This is a genomic window from Bacillus sp. VA13, assembly GCF_055710085.1.
The window spans coordinates 1-17,631 of sequence record NZ_JBVQPP010000005.1 but is presented as its reverse complement, the minus strand read 5'-3'; the positions used below and the strand labels follow the sequence as shown (position 1 = coordinate 17,631).

Sequence of the window (17,631 nt, the reverse complement as noted above, 5' to 3'; positions counted from 1 at the left end):
AATGAAAAGCTGTTTCCGAAAGAAAGCAAATAGAGCGCTGCGGCCCTATTTGCTGGTTGAGCTGCTATTTCTTCTTTTTCCGTTTCTGTTTCGGCGCGTTTTGAAAGCCGCGTTTTTTCTTTTTCTTCTTCGGCTTAGTGAACCACTCCCCTTTTTCCTCAGACGGAGCTGGAGAAACAGGTGTATTGGTGCTTTGGACGCGTTTTCTGGCAGGTTTTCCGCGTTTTCGGCTCCGGCTGCTGTCCAGTTCTCTCGGACGCCGCGGAGAGCCCTTCATGCCGACAATTTCAAAGTCGATGTTGCGCTCGTCTTTGTTGACATCGACGACCTTGACTGTGATTTCATCCCCGATGCGGAAGACGTTGCCTGTCCGCTCGCCAATCATCGCAAAATGCTGTTCGTCAAAGCGGTAGTAGTCATCCGTCATAAAGCTGACGTGGACGAGTCCTTCGATTGTATTCGGCAGCTCGACGAACATTCCGAAGTTTGTCACAGAGCTGATCATGCCGTCAAACTCTTCACCGATTTTATCAAGCATGTATTCCGCTTTTTTCAGATCATCCGTTTCACGCTCGGCGTCAACTGCACGGCGCTCCATCGTTGATGTATGTTCGGCGATATCCGGCAGGCGTTCAGCCCACTTTTCCTGTGTCGCTTCATCGACCTTGCCGTTGATTAAATACGTTCTGATCAGACGGTGGACGATTAAGTCCGGGTAACGGCGGATCGGCGATGTGAAATGAGTATAGAATTCCGTTGACAGGCCAAAGTGCCCCAAGCTCTGCGGGTCGTATTTCGCCTGTTTCATCGAACGGAGCATGACAGTGGATATAACTGTTTCTTCAGGTCTGTCACGCACAGCGTCCAGAATGCTTTGAAGCGCGCGCGGATGAATATCTCCTGCGGTTCCTTTCACCACATAGCCAAAGGTCGTTACGAACTCTAAAAACTTTTGCAGCTTTTCAGCATTCGGCTCTTCGTGAATCCGGTATATAAACGGTACGTTCATCCAATGGAAATGCTCCGCTACCGTTTCATTCGCCACAAGCATAAATTCTTCAATCAGCTTCTCGGCGACTGAACGTTCTCTGATGACAACGTCTTTAACCGCGCCTTCATCATCGACAAGCACTTTGGCTTCTTTGAAATCAAAATCAACGGCGCCGCGGTTCATCCGCTTATCGCGCAGAATTTGAGCCAGACGCTCCATGTCTTTGAACATTGGAACAAGAGGCTCGTATTTTTGTTTCAGCTCCTCATCATCGTCAACAAGAATTTTATTCACATCTGAATACGTCATTCTTTCCGTTGTTTTGATGACACTTTGGAAGATCTCGTGCTCTGTTACCTGTCCCTGACTGTTAATTGTCATTTCACAAGAAAGTGTTAGGCGGTCAACCTTTGGATTTAAGGAACAAATGCCGTTTGACAGTCTGTGCGGAATCATTGGGATGACACGGTCAACCAAATACACACTCGTCCCTCTTTCGAGCGCTTCTTTGTCAATCGGCGAGTTTTCGGTTACGTAATGGCTGACATCCGCAATGTGAACGCCAAGCTTGTAGCTTCCGTCATCAAGCTTCGTCACGGTAACTGCATCATCCAAATCCTTCGCGTCCGCACCATCAATGGTGACAATCACCTGGTTACGGAGATCACGGCGGTCTTTCAGATCTTTTTCATCAATTGTGTCAGGCGTACTTGATGCCTGTTCCATCGCATCAGCAGGAAATTCTCCCGGCAGGCCGTGCTTATGAATGACCGATAAAATATCAATCCCCGGATCATTTTTGTGGCCGAGAATGGTTTCAATCTCGCCCTCTGCGTTCATGCGGCCTTCAGGATAGCTCGTCAGCTTGACAACAACCTTATGCCCTTCCGCAGCTCCGTTTTTCCCGTTTTTCGGGATAAAGATGTCACTCGTGATTTTTTTGTCGTCCGGAATGACAAAGCCGAAGTTTTTTGTTTCAGTATACGTACCGACAACCCGCTGAATCGCTCTTTCTAAAATGCGGATGACGGTTCCTTCCTGTCTGGAGCCGCTTGACTGTGAATTCAGACGAACCATAACGATATCGCCGTTCATTGCCGTATTGAGCTCATTAGGCGGAATAAACACATCGCTTAACGACGTATCCTCAGGCAGTAAAAAGGCAAATCCTTTTGCATGTGCTGAAATCTTACCTTTTATTAAATTCATCTTCTCCGGAATGCCGTAGCGGTCGCTTCTCGTCCGTACGATAAGCCCTTTTTCTTCCAAGGCGACTAACGCTTTGACGAGTTCTTTAAACTCCTCAGCTTCCGTAATATTTAACATCTCCTCAAGTTCCTGAACAGTCAGAGGCTTGTATGCCTCTTCCTTCATAAACGAGAGAAGCTTATCCATAAATGCTTCTTTTTCCATTATCCAACCTCCTGTTGATTACCAATCGAGCTTCTCTAAAAATTCATACACATCCTGATGGACGAGGTCACGTTCTTTGTCTAGCGTAATGACATGGCCAGATTCCTCGTACCATTTCAGCTGTTTATCATCAGTTTCCACTTCGTTGTAAATAATATTGGCGCTTTCAGTATTAATCATGTGATCATGACGTGCCTGCACCACAAATGTCGGTGAATAAATCATATCGACATTGTTCCGCACATCGGCAATTAAGTCTTGCAGCGCCTTAAGAGTGTTCATCGGCGTTTTTTCGAAATCCTTCATTTCCTCTTCAATTTGCTCCGGGTTTTTCCCCTCGAATTTTTTGTAATTGCGAGCGTATGAAAGGACGCCCTGATACATGACCTCTTCACTCTTAATATGCATCGGTGCGCACATTGGAACAATTCCCTTTATGGGTACAGTGTAACCCAATTTCAGCGAAAAAACCCCGCCAAGCGACAGTCCGCAGGCAGCAATGCTCTCATAGCCTTCAGATTTTAAGTATTCATAGCCATCCATCACGTTTTTCCACCAGTCTTCAGGCCCCGTATGTACTAGTTCTTCAGGGGGCACGCCGTGTCCTTCATATTGAGGCGCGTGGCACGTATAGCCCCGTTCATTCAAGTAACGCCCCAGCATTCTTACATCCGCTGTATTTCCTGTAAAGCCATGCAGCAAAAGCACCGCTTTGTCTCCGCCTTTAAATGTAAATGGTTTTGGTGTCACAACTTTCATGCTCATGTCTCCCTTTCTATCTGCACGATCATTTTAGTTTTCCACAGTTTGATCAGAAAAAAACGCTCTGAATATCACCAGAAACGTGAAAAAGGCCTGACTTCACATCAGACCTTATACAAACATTGCCCTATAGGATATAAGCAAGCGCAATCGTTAACACGAAAAACAAGACTGCCAGCACAACCGTGATGCGGTGCAAAATCAAATCAAGACCTCTTGCTTTTTGTTTCCCGAAGAGCTGCTCCGCTCCGCCTGAAATCGCACCAGATAATCCGGCGCTTTTACTGGATTGAAGCAAAACGACAATAATAAGTGCAATGCTGACGATAACCAATAAGGTAATCAAAACCGCGTGCATCCCTCACACCTCCAGACTCACTGGCCTACATTACTTCTATTTTACATGAAAAGGGTTGGCATGTCACGCTGTATCAGACGCCAAAAGGCGGGATAAGACGTATTATCTTGGTTACCCTATTCATATGAAAAGGTCAAAAGGAGAAAAACAATGCCCCTTATCAGCATAGCCAGCAGAAAACATCTTTATTATGAGGAATATGGACAGGGAATTCCTATCATTTTTATCCATCCGCCGGGCATGGGACGCAAGGTTTTTTATTATCAGCGCCTTCTCTCCGAGCATTTCAGGGTGATTTTTCCCGATTTAAGCGGCCACGGCGACAGTGATCACGCGGATCAGCCCGCCTCTATTTCTTATTACGCAAACGAGATCGTGCAATTCATAGACGCTCTGCACATTGATAAGGCTGTGTTATTTGGGTATTCCGCAGGCGGCTTAATTGCGCAGCATATCGGCTTTACCCGCCCGGACAAAGTATCTCATCTTGTTCTGTCCGGCGCTTACCCCGCTGTTCATAACGTAATCGGAGAGAAGATTCACAAGACGGGGATGTATCTGCTCGAGAAAAACGCCGGTTTGCTCATCAAAATCCTTGCTGTCAGCCACACAAAAAACAAAGAACTTCGAAACCTATTAACAGGCCATATGAAAAAAGCGGACCTTGCCCATTGGCATCAATATTATCAGGATTCGCTCCGCTACAACTGCATTGAACAGCTGCCTCATTTACACATGCCAATGCTGTTTATGTATGGCGGCCTTCGGGACTGGACCTTCTCAGCCTCAGGCTATTACCGCAAAGCTTGCAGCCATGCCGAATTTTTCAGATTGGAATATCAGGGGCATCAGCTGCCGACAAAACAATATAAAACATGCAACGAACTGGTGACAGGGTTTGTGTTGACACATCATTCATAGGGATAGAAAACGCTTGGTCTCCTTGCGTTTTCTGCTGTTTATTGACTTTTGTCAATAAAATCATAGTAAAAAAGATCCTCAAATTTCAAATTAAAATAGTGAAGCATTTTACCGATCACAAGCTGCCCCGGCCGTCTTTCTCCATTCAGCACGCGGCTCAGTGTGGCGGGTGAGACTCCGATTTCCAGCGCAAGCTGATTAAGGGAATAATCGTTATTGACCATATACTGCAATACATAATCACGTCTAATCTGTATCTTTTCTACTGGCACTTTCCTCACCTTCCATTCCTGGAAAACTTTTTTCTATACTTTTACATTACGGCTTATGTTAACTTTTGTCAATACTTTTCCAGCCTACCTATTCCCTTTAGTCAATAAACATACTAAAATATGAGTAACAGTGAGGGACGGGGTGAGATACATGGAAAGCTTCGGCGAACAATTGCGGGCATTGCGTGAAGAGAGAAAATTAACAGTCAACCAGCTGGCGACTTATTCAGGCGTCAGCGCAGCCGGCATCTCCAGAATCGAAAACGGCAAACGGGGCGTTCCCAAACCTGCCACCATAAAAAAACTGGCGGAAGCTTTAAAAATTCCTTATGAAGGGCTTATGTATAAGGCTGGTTACATCGAAGAAGTGCATGAAGCCAGGGCTCCTTATGAAACGAAGTGCAAGCTGCTTGAAAAAGCGGAGGCCTATGATCTGAAAAACCTTGCTCTTCTTGAGAACGAAAAGTGGCAATATCTCAATAAAGAAGATTTGCTCATGCTGGATCATTATTTTTCGTTTATTTCAGACGAAGCCAAAAAACGGTCTGCTGATGACTAACTCTTGATAGAAATGTGAGGCGATCACCATGTCACCGTTCGGACAGCAATTACGAGAGCTGCGCCGCGCCCGCAAACTGACAGTGAATCAGCTTGCGGTGTACTCAGGCATCAGCTCAGCCACCATTTCAAAAATTGAAAACGGCAAGCGGGGCACGCCAAAACCTGCCACTATCAAAAAATTGGCGGCCGTACTGAAAGTTCCCTACGAAAACCTGATGGCTGCCGCAGGCCATATTCGGGCCTTTCCAGAAGAAATCCGCGAAGCTTCGGAAAGCTATCAGTCCATATATGAAATTTACCAAACGGCTGTCACTCGAGGAGCGGAGCACCTCCCGATTTTCAATAGCCAAAAATGGGGATATCTCTCAAAGCAGGATATTGAAAATCTCAGCAAATACTTCGATTTTTTAGCCTCGGAAGCAAAAAAACGAACCTCTTCTTCATAATCCCCTGTATCTCTTTCTGCATTTTATCAATCACGCTTGCATACCTTCCCTCGTTATTTGCGTTATAATAGTGTCAGACGAGGTGAAAAGTATGAACCAATCAGAAATGTGTCCTAGATTTGAAAAAGCAGTCGACATCTTGAGTAAACGCTGGGTCGCTTTGATCGTATTTCAGCTCTTGAACGGGTCGCAGCGATTTAGCGAAATTGAAGCAGCACTTCCAAATCTAAGCGGCAGAGTTCTGTCAGAACGGCTGAAAGAACTTGAGCTTGAAGGAGTGGTGAAGCGGGATGTCATCCCTGAAACTCCGGTTCGCATCGAATATTCATTGACCGATAAAGGAAAGGCGTTAGCCCCCATTTTGGGTGAGATTTCTAAATGGGCGACGGATTGGATTGACCCTTCCTTTCTTGACTAATTGCTAAAACGGTTCTGATCTCAAAGGCGAGAAAAGAGCCGTTTTTTATTTTTCATTTTCCAGGTAAAAAAACGATTTCTCAGCCGATATATAGTACATCCACACACATTACGATTTTAAAGGAGACCACTTATATGCGACTGACGATTTCCCGCAAATTCAGCCTGGTATTTTTGACACTGATCCTGATCAATTTACTTGTCGGCGGAATAGGCGCTTTTAATATGCAGCATATCATTCAAAAGACAGATGAAATCAACACAAAATGGATTGACGGCATCAAAGAAATTACATCGATTAATTATTTGACCGAGCATCTCTCTTCTAAAGAAAAGGATTTTCTGATTTTCACAGACAAAAGCAAAATGGATACGCTTGATCAAGAAATGAATCAGATCCTTGAAGACATCAATCAAAAGCTTGATAGCTACGAAAAAACGATTTCCAATGATAAAGAACAGAAACTGTTCGAGGAGCTTCAAAATGAAGTGAATACCTATGCTGATATTCATGCGCAAATTATAGAAAGCGGCCGCACGAATGACATGGACAAAGCAAGAGGTTTATTGGTACAGACTGAGGCCAGCTTTGAGAATATGAAAAAATCAGTCACTCATCTCGTTGACTTTAATAAAGAAGGCAGCAACACAGCGGTAAAAGAAACGAAGGATGTATACCATAAAGGGCTCATTTACACGGCTTCGCTTGTGGCAGCTTCGATCATTATCAGCATTTTCATCTGGCTTTATATCACGCGAAACATTGTAAAGCCTATCATTCGTATGAAGGAATCTGCCAATCATATTGCCGAGGGAGATCTGTCGAGTGACATAAAGCCGCTCAATTCAAAAGACGAGCTGGGTGATCTGAACGAAGCGCTGCAAAAAATGGTAGGCAATCTGAGAGATATTGTCGGATACTCCAAAGAAATATCAAGCCGGGTGCTTTCTTCTTCACAAGTGCTGGCAACTGCAACGAATGAAACAAGATCCGGCAGCAAACATATTACCGAGACGATGAACGAAATGGCTGAGGGCTCTGAACAGCAGGCCCAAGACGCGGTGACAATTGCCGAATCAATGAATGAGTTTACAGAAAGCATTGATAAAGCCTATAATCACGGCATCACAATCAGCGATACGTCTCAAAACGTTCTCGAACTCGCAGTGAGCGGAAACGAAAATATGGATACGTCATTACAGCAAATGAAAACCATCCATCATATCGTTCAGGAAGCCGTGCATAAAGTGAGATCACTGGAACAGCATTCTCAGGATATCAACAAGCTCGTTCAGGTCATCAACGGCATTGCCGAGCAAACGAATTTGCTGTCACTTAACGCTGCGATTGAAGCTGCCCGCGCAGGAGAAAGCGGCAAAGGCTTCGCTGTTGTGGCAGAGGAGGTCAGAAAGCTGGCTGACGGCGTTTCTGATTCCGTGCAGGATATTACCCGGATTGTCAACGGCACACAGCAGGAAATCTACACCGTTATTGAATACTTGGAAAGCAGCTTTACAGAAGTCGAAAAAGGAACGGAAAACCTGACAGACACCGGACAAGCTATGCAGCATATCAAACACTCCGTCACTCATGTTGCAGACAGCATTAAGGAAGTAACGGATGGCCTGAAACAGTTAACAAACCAATCGATTACCATCAATCAATCGATTGAAAATATCGCTTCTGTATCTGAAGAGTCGGCCGCTGGCATTGAAGAAACATTTTCAATTACCGAGCAATCCGCCCATTCCATGGATCAAGTGCTCCAGAATGCCGAAGAGCTTGAGCAGCTGGCGAAAGAGCTTAATGAGAAGATGAATCAGTTTACCATTTAAAAATAACCCACGTCCAGATAGGACGTGGGCTTTATTCGTTTCATAAGGGTATTTTTACTCGAACCTCTGCTCCACCCGCTATAGTGTTCCCAAGAGTAAGTTCTCCATTATGTAGATTCACTGCATTTTTTGCAAAAGTCAATCCCATTCCATAATGACCTTTAGAATGACGGCTCTTGTCATCCATATAAAAAAGTTCTGTGGCTTTTTTTAATCCCATTTCCGAAAATCCATTTCCCGTGTCTTTTACAAAAAAATAAAATATCTCAGAATCGCATTCTGCATGTACCGAGACAGTGCCGCCTTCCGGTGTATAATCAACTGCGTTTGTTAAGATATTCAATAATGCCCTATGTAACAATTGCCAGTCTATTTTCGCTTCTTTCATTAGATTTTCTTTTTTGAGCGAAATGTTTATATTTTTATTTCCTTTATAGGCGGATATATCTTTCAGTAGGGTTTCTGTCAACTTATCTACAGATGCTTTCTCCAAATGAACAGTTAAGGCATCCTCCGTTTTCGAAAGATGAATCAGCTGATAAATATATTGTTCAATCTGATTTCCTGCTCCAAGAATATACTTTGTATACTCAGCTTGTTCCTCGTTTTGTATTGACAAGCTGAGTAATTCAGCATTCCCCTTAATAATGGTAATCGGAATCTTGATATCATGTGCCAAAGCACCTATTTGTTCTTTCTTGTTTTTTTCTAAACGCCACTGTGCCTCAAGTGAGGACTGGAGGGCATCTCTCATTTCAATCAAGGAGTCAATCACATCATCGAATTCCTTAATATGTGTAAATTCGGGAGTGAATTGCAAATTTTGCTCTTTTATATATCGAGTGATTAAGTTCAATGTCTCAAAATGTTTTCTTAATCTATTCGCAAAGTAAGTTGTTATAATAGAGATAACTATAATGAGCAAGATAATCAATATACAAATACTCGTTAATTCATAATTAGGAAGGTATTTTCTTAGTAAAGGCGAAGTGAAATCTGCACGCAATGAATATTGCAAAACACAATATTCATCGTTTCTTTCTATAACCAAATATCCTTTTTGCTTATAATTGACATACGGTTTTTTTTCAATCTTCTTTTTTACAAGCTGCAAATCTTTTTCTTTAATATTTCCAGCTGTTTTTTGTTTTGTTTCTTTATCAAGGATGGCATATGACATTGTATCAGGAATCATATCAGCAGTTACTTTGTCGATGCTTTCCAGCTTCACCGCCAGTTTTTCTGCTTCTCGTTCGTTATAATTCGCTGGGTGTGAGAAACCTGTATTCATTGCGATCGTATTCATAAATAAATATAGCAGAGCAAGTATGACCAAACTAATACATAGAGTCACCATATACTTTATCAGTTCTCTAAGAAGTGTTTTCTGCCCCTTAAAACCTATTCCCATTTGTATCCAACGCCCCATACCGTTTTAATGGGGTCTGCATTATGCTCTTTACATTTTTTTCGAATCGTTCGAATAAATTCAGTAATTGTTGAATACAAGGCATTCCCCTCTAATCCATATATCTCCTCATAAATTTGTTCTCTTGAAAAAGTTCTCCCTTTATGTTGAGCTAAAAATTCACAGATTTTATATTCATTTTTTGTTAGGTTGAGTTTGTTGTGATTAATAAATACTTCTTTACTATCAAAATGAAATAAAAAACCGGAGATAACTCTCTTCGATTGATGTTTATCTCTCCGTTCTCTTCTTAAGTGAGCATTAACTCGGGCACTAAGCTCTCTAACGCCGAACGGCTTAGTAATATAATCATCTCCGCCGGTAATGAGGCCTTTTACTATCGCTTCCTCTTCCGTTTTAGCTGTGAGGAATAAAATTGGACAATCAACCAAAGGCCGTATCTGTTTACATAACTCAAAACCGTCAATATCCGGCATCATAACATCAAGCAAAATTAAATCATACCCTTGAAATAAATCAGGCGGCTGGCCTTTAACACGATCTAAAGTGTCAACTTGATGCTGATCACGGCGCAAAATATTTTGTATCAGTACAAGAATATCTTTTTCATCATCGATAGCAAGGATTTTTGCCATTTCCCGGCCCCCTCATACTATTCAAACGTTTTTCTGCCTTCCCATATACTAAACCATATAAGACTGGCAATGATTGTACATATTATACCAAAAACCATAATCAATTCCCCTGAATTCATTTCATGCATTAACAAAGGATTATCACCTTGATTTACTTCTTTAAAGTGAAGTACTCCATTTAAACCTGACAATCGAATCCCCCAAGCCCACGGGTTAAATTTCCACATTATATCCCCTAATCCAGTGTTCATTAGAGCTGTCATGAGCAGGCCGGCTCCTCCTATCAGGACAGAAGCCCCCATTCCAAACATACAGCTGATAAAAAAGTAAATACAATACAGGACTACACTGCCCGCAACTAGCCAGGCACCACCCATTATAAAAATACCGTAAGACAAATCCGGCACTTTTAAAATAAACTTTAATCCTATTATATAGATGAATAGCGCTAAACCAATAGAGCACAACCCCATGAAAAGCAGCATTAACATTTTACTCACATAAGCAATGACTTTCGGAGATGTGCTCCCTAGTAACACTTGAAATTTCCCTGCCTGTTCTTCTAAGGATGCAGTCATTCCGCATAGCACCCCGATGAGCAGCGGCAATGCTACTGCAACAGCTTCCATAAAAGATTTATACAAGTGAAATTGGCTTTGATCTCTCCCATAAAAATACAAGATCAATACACATGAACAAACTATAGGAATAATAAAATGCAGCCACATAAAGGAGGTGTGCTTGCTTTTCTGGAAATCAGCTTGTAAACACCTCAAAAGCAATCTCACCTTACATCGCCCCCTGCTTTTTTGTTCTGTAATCGATTGAAGGGGCAAATGAACGGCTGTTTAAAAATGACAGTATCAAAAATAATAGAATAGAAATCAATATAGCAGGAGGGACGACCAGCCAACTCAACAAAGGATCATTTTTTTCAAGCAACAGGCCGTTAGGATGAATACCAATAGTTGGACTCATCATTCGAATTGGCCAGCTCCAAGGAATAAACCACCAAAAGGAACGAGATGCCGGCATAATGCCCAGAACGAAGGTTCCTATAAGATTTAACATTACCGCTATTGTAAGCCCCCACTTTTTGGCCACAAATAAACAGAGTGGAATTTGCCAAAGACTTGTCATCCAAAGTAACAAACTCGCGGCAATTGTAGAAAGCGTAATAATGGCAAAATCAGCTATGACGAATCCCATGAGTAACATAAAAACTAAAAATACAATCTGAGATAATAGCGAATAAAACATGATAATTATAATCTTTGCATACCATAATCTCCCTAAATCTATAGGTAATGAATACGTACCATTATAATTAGAAGCCTTTTTTTCTTTTTGATGAGATAAAGAACAAAATAAAGCAATCATCACCGGCATAAATATAATAGACCACCAGTTAAAAGTACCGGATACAAAAAATTGAATGTTCATTAAAAAAGAAAAACCTATATTAAGAAGAGGTACAAAGATAATCATTTTTCTGGAAAACGTCCTCTTAAACTTCAGGTTTTCGGCTTTTATATAATTCATCATCTATCTACACCTTCTTTTTCACGGCTTGACTTTACAACTTCCATAAACAAGTGCTCTAAATCATCAGCCTTGTTTATTTCACCCTGATACCCAAGGTGACCGCCGATAATAATCCCAATATGATCTGCTATTTGCTCGACTTCTGAAAGAATGTGGCTAGATAAAATCACCGTTATTCCTTCCTGAGGAAATGAGCGAATTAGGTCCCTAAGCTCCTGTATACCTATTGGATCTAGCCCGTTTGTAGGTTCATCAAGAATTAATAATTTAGGATGATTTAATAAGGCGATTGCAATTCCAAGCCGCTGCCTCATTCCCATCGAAAACTGCCCTGCTCTTTTCTTTCCAGCATGCTCCATATCCACAGTCTTTAGCACACTGTGAATGCGATCTTCAGAAAGACCGAGCAGCGTGGCATGGACTTTCACATTTTCAAATGCAGTTAAATTATCGTAAAGTGGTGGAGTTTCTATTAACGATCCGATATTTTGTAAATCAGATCGTTTCCATTTATGTCCGTCGAAGAAAACCTCACCAGAAGTCTTCCGTAAAATTCCTGTTAAAATTTTAAGTGTTGTCGATTTTCCAGCTCCATTTGGTCCCAGCAGACCATAAATGCTGTTTTTTTGAACAGTTAATGAAACATCTGAAACAGCTGTTTCTTTGCCAAACTTTTTTGTAAGGCTTTTGGTTTCTAATAGGACTGTACTCATGTCACTCTCTCCCTTATTCCTTTTCATTCTTTATTAAAACCGCTCGATAATACTCACGATTAAACTCAACAATGATTTCATTTTTGGCATCAGGATCCTCGTTTGTACTGTAAACCTTCCCATAGCGTAATGGTTTTTTCTCTCTGATTTCATCCGGGTCATTAGAGATATACGGTTCTTTCAGTTCTTCTTCCGACCATCTCTTTCCATCACCATCTACAAAGAAAGTTTGGCCTATTGCCCCTATTACTTTTCCTTTTTTGTCTTCATCAACTTTATCTTTCAGCTGATAAAGTTTATCGTCATAGACCACTTGATCGAGTTTTCCCTTATCAATCAGGCTCTCCATTGTTTCAGATGTATCGTTTTCATTATCATCAGTAAAATGCATTGTTTTTTTTGTTTCTTCAACAACTTTATCTTTAAACTTTATTAATGATTGACAAGCAGATAACATAAATAAAACAATAAAACAGCCTAAAATGTATATACATCTTTTCAACATACACCCCTCCACTTATTACATTTCTATAAAAATAGAGTTCTTTTATCTACATGACAGAACTTCACTTTCTGAATGATGATCATTGTAAAATACTTTTATCAGAATTTAATCAAAATACATTAGCAGGTAAATAAGCGATAAAAAAAGAGTGCAATTGGTGACACTTCCACACATTAAAATCAATCTCATTTTTTGATCACCGTTGTTTAGATAAATAAGGGCAGGGAATGCACTAATGCCAGAGTCCGACAATTTAAAATACATTTGCAGATCCCCTCAATTTTTTCATCAAGATTATTTATTAAGCCTCATAAAAAAAGGACTCTTTTCCCTCTCAGAAAAGAATCCATTTTGCTTAACTCTATACACTTATTAACTTTTTTCTATTTTTTTGTTTCACTGGATTCAACAACCTTTCAATCCAGGCCATTATCAGATCTGCTCCTATGGCCATCACCGCAGTCGGGATCGCGCCAGCGAGAATAATCGCAGTTCCGTTTGTCGCATTTGAGCCACGGACGATCATATCCCCGAGCCCCCCGGCGCCGACAAATGTACCGATTGCTGTAATCCCGATGGCAATGACGAGAGCCGTGCGCAAGCCTGCCATAATAACAGAAAGCGCGAGCGGAAGCTCAACCATCCGGAGCACCTGGAATTTCGTCATGCCCATTGCGTTTCCCGATTCTAAGTAGGCGTGTTCAATGCTGACAATGCCTGTATACGTGTTTCGGATAATCGGCAGGAGGGAATACAGAAATAATGATACAATCACGGTGTTTGCGCCGAGCCCCATGACAAGCATTAAAACGGCCAGCATCGCGAGCGCAGGGATTGTCTGGATGACATTTGTTACGGCGAACACCCAGGCTGATAAGCGGCGATAATGCGCAATGAGGATTCCGACCGGAACCCCGACGACAGCAGCAAACAATACGCCGTAAACCGACATGAGAAAGTGGCGGCCGAATTCATCCATGACGTAGCTGCCGTTTTGCGCGTAATATGTCATTAACTGATCAAGCACGTTCATTGGCTTCGTCCTCCTTTCACGATTCGAAGTAGTGGTGTTTTTCTAAATATTCCTTGGCAACGACAGACGGTTCTTTTAGATTGCCGTCGACTTCATAGTTAAGCTCCTGCATTGTGGCTGTGTCGATTTTCCCGATCATTTTCTGGATGGTGCCTTCAAGCTCAGGATGTTCTTTGAGCACTTGTTCCGGAACAACCGGAGAGCAATCGTACGGCGGGAAAAATTGCTTATCATCCTTTAGCATTTTGAGAACATAGGACTTGATTCTTCCATCAGTCGAATACGCGAGGACAATGTCCATTTTTCCGCTTTTTACCGCATCATACACAAGCCCGATCTGCATTGGATACGTGCCGCCGAATGTCATGCCGTAGGTTTTTGTAAAATCTTGATAGCCGTTTCCCTTGAGCTTCATCCAATAGTTATCGACACCCAGCTTTAATTGCGGTGCCCATTTTTTCACATCTGATACGTTTTCTAAATGATATTGATCCGCCAGCTCCTTGCTGACCGTAAAGGCATACGTATTATCAAACCCGTAGGAGTCATACCATTTTAAATCATATCTTTTTTTAAACTCCCGCTGTGTTAGCGCCAGCGCTTTCTCCGGATCTTTCTCAGGTTCCATTCGCAGCGTTCCTGGCAGCGCGTCTCCCGTATATCTTGTGGCCGCAATGTCGATTTCCCCGTTCATTAAGGCTTGCTGCTGTACCGCGTTGGAGCCGAGATTTTTAATGGTTGTTGTTTTAAGATCAGTATGGTGTTCGATCAGCTGGCCAAGCATGCTGGCGATGATTTCTGATTCGCTCATGCTTTGCGCGCCGATTTTAATGGTCTGGTCTGAAGCGGCGCTGAGCCCCGGAAGCGAACAGCCGCTCAACGTCAGCATTGCTGCGAGCGTTAACCCGATCATCCATTTGAGATATTTTCTTTTCATGAGCCGCCTCCTTATGAAACTTCCTTCAATCTCTGCATGCCGGCAGGTGTCAGTTTTCGTTCAGTCACTGCCAGCACATAATCAATCACAATTGCCAATATTGTAACGGGCACCGCGCCCCCGATGATATATTCCGGCTGATATAAATTCAGTCCGATAAAAATATAATCACCCAATCCGCCTCCTCCGATAAAGGAAGCAAGCGTAGCCCAGCCGATTAAGTAAATCGTCGATGTTCTGATTCCCGCCATAATGACAGGTGCGGCAAGCGGCAGCTCCACCAGGCGGACTTGTTCAGCCGGCGTCATTCCGATGCCTTTGCCAGACTCGAGCAGATTTTTGTTGACACCGCGAATGCCGGTATACGTGTTGCGCAGAATCGGCAGAACGGAGTAGAAAAACAATGCCACAATAGCTGGAACCTTCCCGACACCCAGTAGCGGAATAAAGAAGGCGAGAATCGCCAGACTCGGCAGCGTTTGAATGATATTGACGATGCCGATAATGGTGCCGGCTCCCTTTTTCATTCTAGTAAGGACAACCCCGAGGGGAACGGCAACGAGCACGCCTAAGATAACAGCAATGAGCGATATCGTGATATGCTCAAATGTTTTATAAAGGAGTTCGCCCCCGTTGGTTTGCAAAAATTGAATAATTTGATGCATGACTTATCGCCTCCCTATGACAATACCGCGAGCTGCTTTTCTTCTCCCCAGAGGGAGTCATACACAATGTCGACCAGACTTGCTCTAGTCACAATTCCGATTAAGCGCCGATTTTCATCTACAACAGGGACATATTTGACACCCCGTTTTAAAATTTTGCGGACCGTGTCGCGCAGCAATGTGCCGCCCAATACTGTGTAAAGATCTTCATGCAGAACCTCTCCTACGAGATTGGCTTTTTTCCTGCATTGATCAATGATTTCAACATCCACATAGCCTTGGAGAACGTGCTCGTCATCAACGACAAGCAATGAATCGACACGCTCCTGCCTCATCAGCTGAATCGCTTCAGAAAGCGTTTTATCCGCGGTAATCGTTACAGGCTGCGTGTTCATAATCTGGTCAACCCGTTCCACATCCGGGCTGGATGACTGAATCAGCCGCTCCTTGCCGATAAATTCCTCAACAAATTCGTCTGCCGGTTTTCTCAAAATATCATCGGGCGTTCCAACTTGAACGATTTCTCCCGCTTTTAAAATCACAATCCGGTCTGCCAGCTTAATCGCTTCATCCATATCGTGGGTAACAAATACGATGGTTTTATGTAAGGTTTTTTGCAGTTTTTTAAATTCTTCCTGAAGGGAATCCCTCGTAATCGGGTCGAGTGCCCCAAACGGTTCATCCATTAAGATAAGCGGCGGCTCCGCGGCAAGTGCCCGTAATACACCAATTCGCTGCTGCTGTCCCCCGCTTAATTCATGAGGGTAACGGTCTAAATATTCTGGCCCCATATCGACCAATTTCAGAAGCTCACGCGCCCGTTCTTTCCGCTGCTGCTCCGGCCATTTCAGCAGTTTAGGGACAAGAGAAATGTTCTGCTGAATGGTCATATGGGGAAACAGGCCGATCTGCTGAATGACATAGCCGATCTTACGCCTAAGCTCTACAGAGTCCTGTTCCATGATGTTTTCGCCGTCAATGAAAATCTTGCCGGCGGAAGGCTCAATTAATCGGTTAATCATTTTCATTGTTGTCGTTTTCCCGCAGCCGCTCGGACCGATAAAACAGATAAATTCGCCTTTTGCAATCTTAAGATTCACGTTGTTCACGGCTTTTTTGCCGCCCTTGTATGTTTTCGAGACATTTTCTAATGTCAGCAAACATCGCACCTCCAAAATTAAGTTTATTCAATTCGTTCAGTTTATATTTAATTTTTCAGACAATTGAATGCTTCCCATTATAGAATAAAGTTTATAAAATAAAAAGTTTACAATTTGTTCATATTGTTTATAAAGTATGTGTAAGCGCTGATTTACCCGCATTGACCTGTGATGATCTCCTTATTGCTCCAATTTCCTGCCAAATTCTCTTGTTGCAGCATTTCCGCCGTATCAAAAATGTGGTATATTGACATCGGAATTGTTAGCTGAAAGGATTGAAACCGTTGGAGAAAGATCCGTTAACGATCATTGAACAAGCTGAGGACCATTTAATAGAAAGAATCGCAGAAAACATGCATGCATTTGGAATGCCCTCTACCGTCGGACGTGTGCTGGGCATTATTTATATGAATCGAAAACCGATGACGCTGACCGAATTGTCTGAAGCGACCGGCATGAGCAAAACACGCATGAGCCAGGTTGTGCGGGAAATGCTAGATGCCAACATTGCCGAAAAAGTGTTCGAAAAGGGCGTGAGAAAAGATTTATATGAGGTTGAGCAGGACTACTACCAAACGTTTATCACGCTGTTTACAGCCACTTGGAGCAAAGTCGTCAGCAAAAACAAAATGATGCATAAAAAACTCAATCGGGAACTGCTCAGCGTCTTGGATGAAGAGCTTACCCCTGAAGCGGAAGAAAAAGTGAATGAGCTTCTGAAGGAATTAAAAGAATGGCTCGATTATTATAATTGGCTCGGGCGATTGATTGAGTTTTTTGAAAGCGAAGAGATTTTTAAATATGTGCCGAAGCCGTAAAAAAACGCCCTGTCATTGGGACTGACCCCATAAGATGAGACAAATAAAAACACCTTCAAGTTTGAAAACGGATGATTGTTATCCGAAATTAGACTTGGAGGTGTTTTTTCTATGGGGACAAGAGTGAGTTATCCGGTTGAAGTGAAACAGCAGGCTGTAGAAATGAGATTGGCAGGCGTGCCTATGAAAGAGATCATGCAGAAATTGAATATTA

Annotated in this window: 20 protein-coding genes; 6 read left to right on the top strand and 14 right to left on the bottom strand. The window is 42.6% G+C overall.

Annotated elements, in window-relative coordinates:
- Nucleotides 1-64: 64 nt before the first annotated feature.
- The 3 genes from rnr to secG all read right to left on the bottom strand — a co-directional run bounded on the left by rnr (nucleotide 65) and on the right by secG (nucleotide 3,524).
- The gene (rnr, locus tag AC0C66_RS17690; protein ID WP_472973656.1) at nucleotides 65-2,404 is read right to left on the bottom strand and encodes a ribonuclease R; all 2,340 of its coding nucleotides are present in this window, start codon (nucleotides 2,402-2,404) and stop codon (nucleotides 65-67) included.
- A gap of 18 nt (nucleotides 2,405-2,422) precedes the next feature.
- Nucleotides 2,423-3,163, bottom strand: a complete 741-nt coding sequence (locus tag AC0C66_RS17685) for an alpha/beta hydrolase (RefSeq protein WP_472973655.1) — start codon at nucleotides 3,161-3,163, stop codon at nucleotides 2,423-2,425.
- A 130-nt stretch (nucleotides 3,164-3,293) separates the two neighbouring features.
- Nucleotides 3,294-3,524 carry a preprotein translocase subunit SecG gene (gene secG / locus AC0C66_RS17680; RefSeq protein WP_003220028.1) on the bottom strand — a complete coding sequence of 77 codons (231 nt, stop codon included), beginning with the start codon at nucleotides 3,522-3,524 and terminating at the stop codon, nucleotides 3,294-3,296.
- 150 nt (nucleotides 3,525-3,674) lie between these two features.
- On the opposite strand from secG, the gene AC0C66_RS17675 reads away from it, so the two are divergent.
- Complete coding sequence (locus AC0C66_RS17675) at nucleotides 3,675-4,445, top strand: alpha/beta fold hydrolase (protein WP_061187923.1); 771 nt, start codon at nucleotides 3,675-3,677, stop codon at nucleotides 4,443-4,445.
- A gap of 38 nt (nucleotides 4,446-4,483) precedes the next feature.
- On the opposite strand, the gene AC0C66_RS17670 is transcribed toward AC0C66_RS17675, so the two are convergent.
- Entirely contained in the window at nucleotides 4,484-4,717 is a 234-nt protein-coding gene (locus tag AC0C66_RS17670) for a helix-turn-helix domain-containing protein (RefSeq protein WP_003220031.1), read from the bottom strand.
- Nucleotides 4,718-4,868: 151 nt separating this feature from the next.
- Between AC0C66_RS17670 and rghR the strand changes: the two genes are divergently transcribed.
- The 4 genes from rghR (at nucleotide 4,869) to AC0C66_RS17650 (ending at nucleotide 7,977) form a co-directional block, all read left to right on the top strand.
- Nucleotides 4,869-5,276 (top strand): transcriptional repressor RghR, encoded by a 408-nt coding sequence (rghR, locus tag AC0C66_RS17665; RefSeq protein WP_003220034.1) that lies wholly within the window; start codon nucleotides 4,869-4,871, stop codon nucleotides 5,274-5,276.
- Nucleotides 5,277-5,304: 28 nt separating this feature from the next.
- A complete protein-coding gene (locus AC0C66_RS17660) occupies nucleotides 5,305-5,724 on the top strand; it encodes a helix-turn-helix domain-containing protein (protein ID WP_061187922.1) in 420 nt (139 codons plus the stop codon).
- A gap of 91 nt (nucleotides 5,725-5,815) precedes the next feature.
- Entirely contained in the window at nucleotides 5,816-6,142 is a 327-nt protein-coding gene (catR, locus tag AC0C66_RS17655; RefSeq protein WP_003220037.1) for a catDE operon transcriptional regulator CatR, read from the top strand.
- A gap of 134 nt (nucleotides 6,143-6,276) precedes the next feature.
- On the top strand, nucleotides 6,277-7,977 hold the full coding sequence (locus AC0C66_RS17650; protein ID WP_472973654.1) for a methyl-accepting chemotaxis protein: 1,701 nt from the start codon (nucleotides 6,277-6,279) through the stop codon (nucleotides 7,975-7,977).
- A gap of 40 nt (nucleotides 7,978-8,017) precedes the next feature.
- On the opposite strand, the gene AC0C66_RS17645 is transcribed toward AC0C66_RS17650, so the two are convergent.
- The 10 genes from AC0C66_RS17645 to opuBA all read right to left on the bottom strand — a co-directional run bounded on the left by AC0C66_RS17645 (nucleotide 8,018) and on the right by opuBA (nucleotide 16,599).
- Nucleotides 8,018-9,388, bottom strand: coding sequence for an ATP-binding protein (locus AC0C66_RS17645; RefSeq protein ID WP_472973653.1), 1,371 nt, complete (start codon nucleotides 9,386-9,388; stop codon nucleotides 8,018-8,020).
- The gene (locus AC0C66_RS17640; protein ID WP_472973652.1) at nucleotides 9,379-10,041 is read right to left on the bottom strand and encodes a response regulator transcription factor; all 663 of its coding nucleotides are present in this window, start codon (nucleotides 10,039-10,041) and stop codon (nucleotides 9,379-9,381) included. The genes AC0C66_RS17645 and AC0C66_RS17640 overlap by 10 nt, the downstream gene beginning before the upstream one ends.
- Before the next feature lie 17 nt (nucleotides 10,042-10,058).
- Nucleotides 10,059-10,829 (bottom strand): lantibiotic immunity ABC transporter MutG family permease subunit, encoded by a 771-nt coding sequence (locus tag AC0C66_RS17635; protein ID WP_472973651.1) that lies wholly within the window; start codon nucleotides 10,827-10,829, stop codon nucleotides 10,059-10,061.
- Nucleotide 10,830: 1 nt separating this feature from the next.
- Nucleotides 10,831-11,586, bottom strand: coding sequence for a lantibiotic immunity ABC transporter MutE/EpiE family permease subunit (locus tag AC0C66_RS17630; RefSeq protein WP_472973650.1), 756 nt, complete (start codon nucleotides 11,584-11,586; stop codon nucleotides 10,831-10,833).
- Nucleotides 11,583-12,299 carry a lantibiotic protection ABC transporter ATP-binding protein gene (locus tag AC0C66_RS17625; protein ID WP_014115179.1) on the bottom strand — a complete coding sequence of 239 codons (717 nt, stop codon included), beginning with the start codon at nucleotides 12,297-12,299 and terminating at the stop codon, nucleotides 11,583-11,585. Before AC0C66_RS17625 ends, AC0C66_RS17630 begins: the two co-directional genes overlap by 4 nt.
- A gap of 13 nt (nucleotides 12,300-12,312) precedes the next feature.
- Nucleotides 12,313-12,804 carry a NisI/SpaI family lantibiotic immunity lipoprotein gene (locus AC0C66_RS17620; RefSeq protein WP_072181750.1) on the bottom strand — a complete coding sequence of 164 codons (492 nt, stop codon included), beginning with the start codon at nucleotides 12,802-12,804 and terminating at the stop codon, nucleotides 12,313-12,315.
- Nucleotides 12,805-13,165: 361 nt separating this feature from the next.
- A complete protein-coding gene (locus AC0C66_RS17615; RefSeq protein WP_014115185.1) occupies nucleotides 13,166-13,837 on the bottom strand; it encodes an ABC transporter permease in 672 nt (223 codons plus the stop codon).
- Between the two features lie 16 nt (nucleotides 13,838-13,853).
- A complete protein-coding gene (gene opuBC, locus AC0C66_RS17610) occupies nucleotides 13,854-14,774 on the bottom strand; it encodes a choline ABC transporter substrate-binding lipoprotein OpuBC (RefSeq protein ID WP_472973649.1) in 921 nt (306 codons plus the stop codon).
- A gap of 11 nt (nucleotides 14,775-14,785) precedes the next feature.
- Nucleotides 14,786-15,439 (bottom strand): choline ABC transporter permease OpuBB, encoded by a 654-nt coding sequence (opuBB, locus tag AC0C66_RS17605; protein ID WP_072181752.1) that lies wholly within the window; start codon nucleotides 15,437-15,439, stop codon nucleotides 14,786-14,788.
- A 14-nt stretch (nucleotides 15,440-15,453) separates the two neighbouring features.
- Entirely contained in the window at nucleotides 15,454-16,599 is a 1,146-nt protein-coding gene (gene opuBA, locus AC0C66_RS17600) for a choline ABC transporter ATP-binding protein OpuBA (protein ID WP_090557061.1), read from the bottom strand.
- Between the two features lie 284 nt (nucleotides 16,600-16,883).
- On the opposite strand from opuBA, the gene AC0C66_RS17595 reads away from it, so the two are divergent.
- Entirely contained in the window at nucleotides 16,884-17,417 is a 534-nt protein-coding gene (locus AC0C66_RS17595; protein WP_014115190.1) for a GbsR/MarR family transcriptional regulator, read from the top strand.
- The last annotated feature ends 214 nt before the right edge of the window (nucleotides 17,418-17,631 follow it).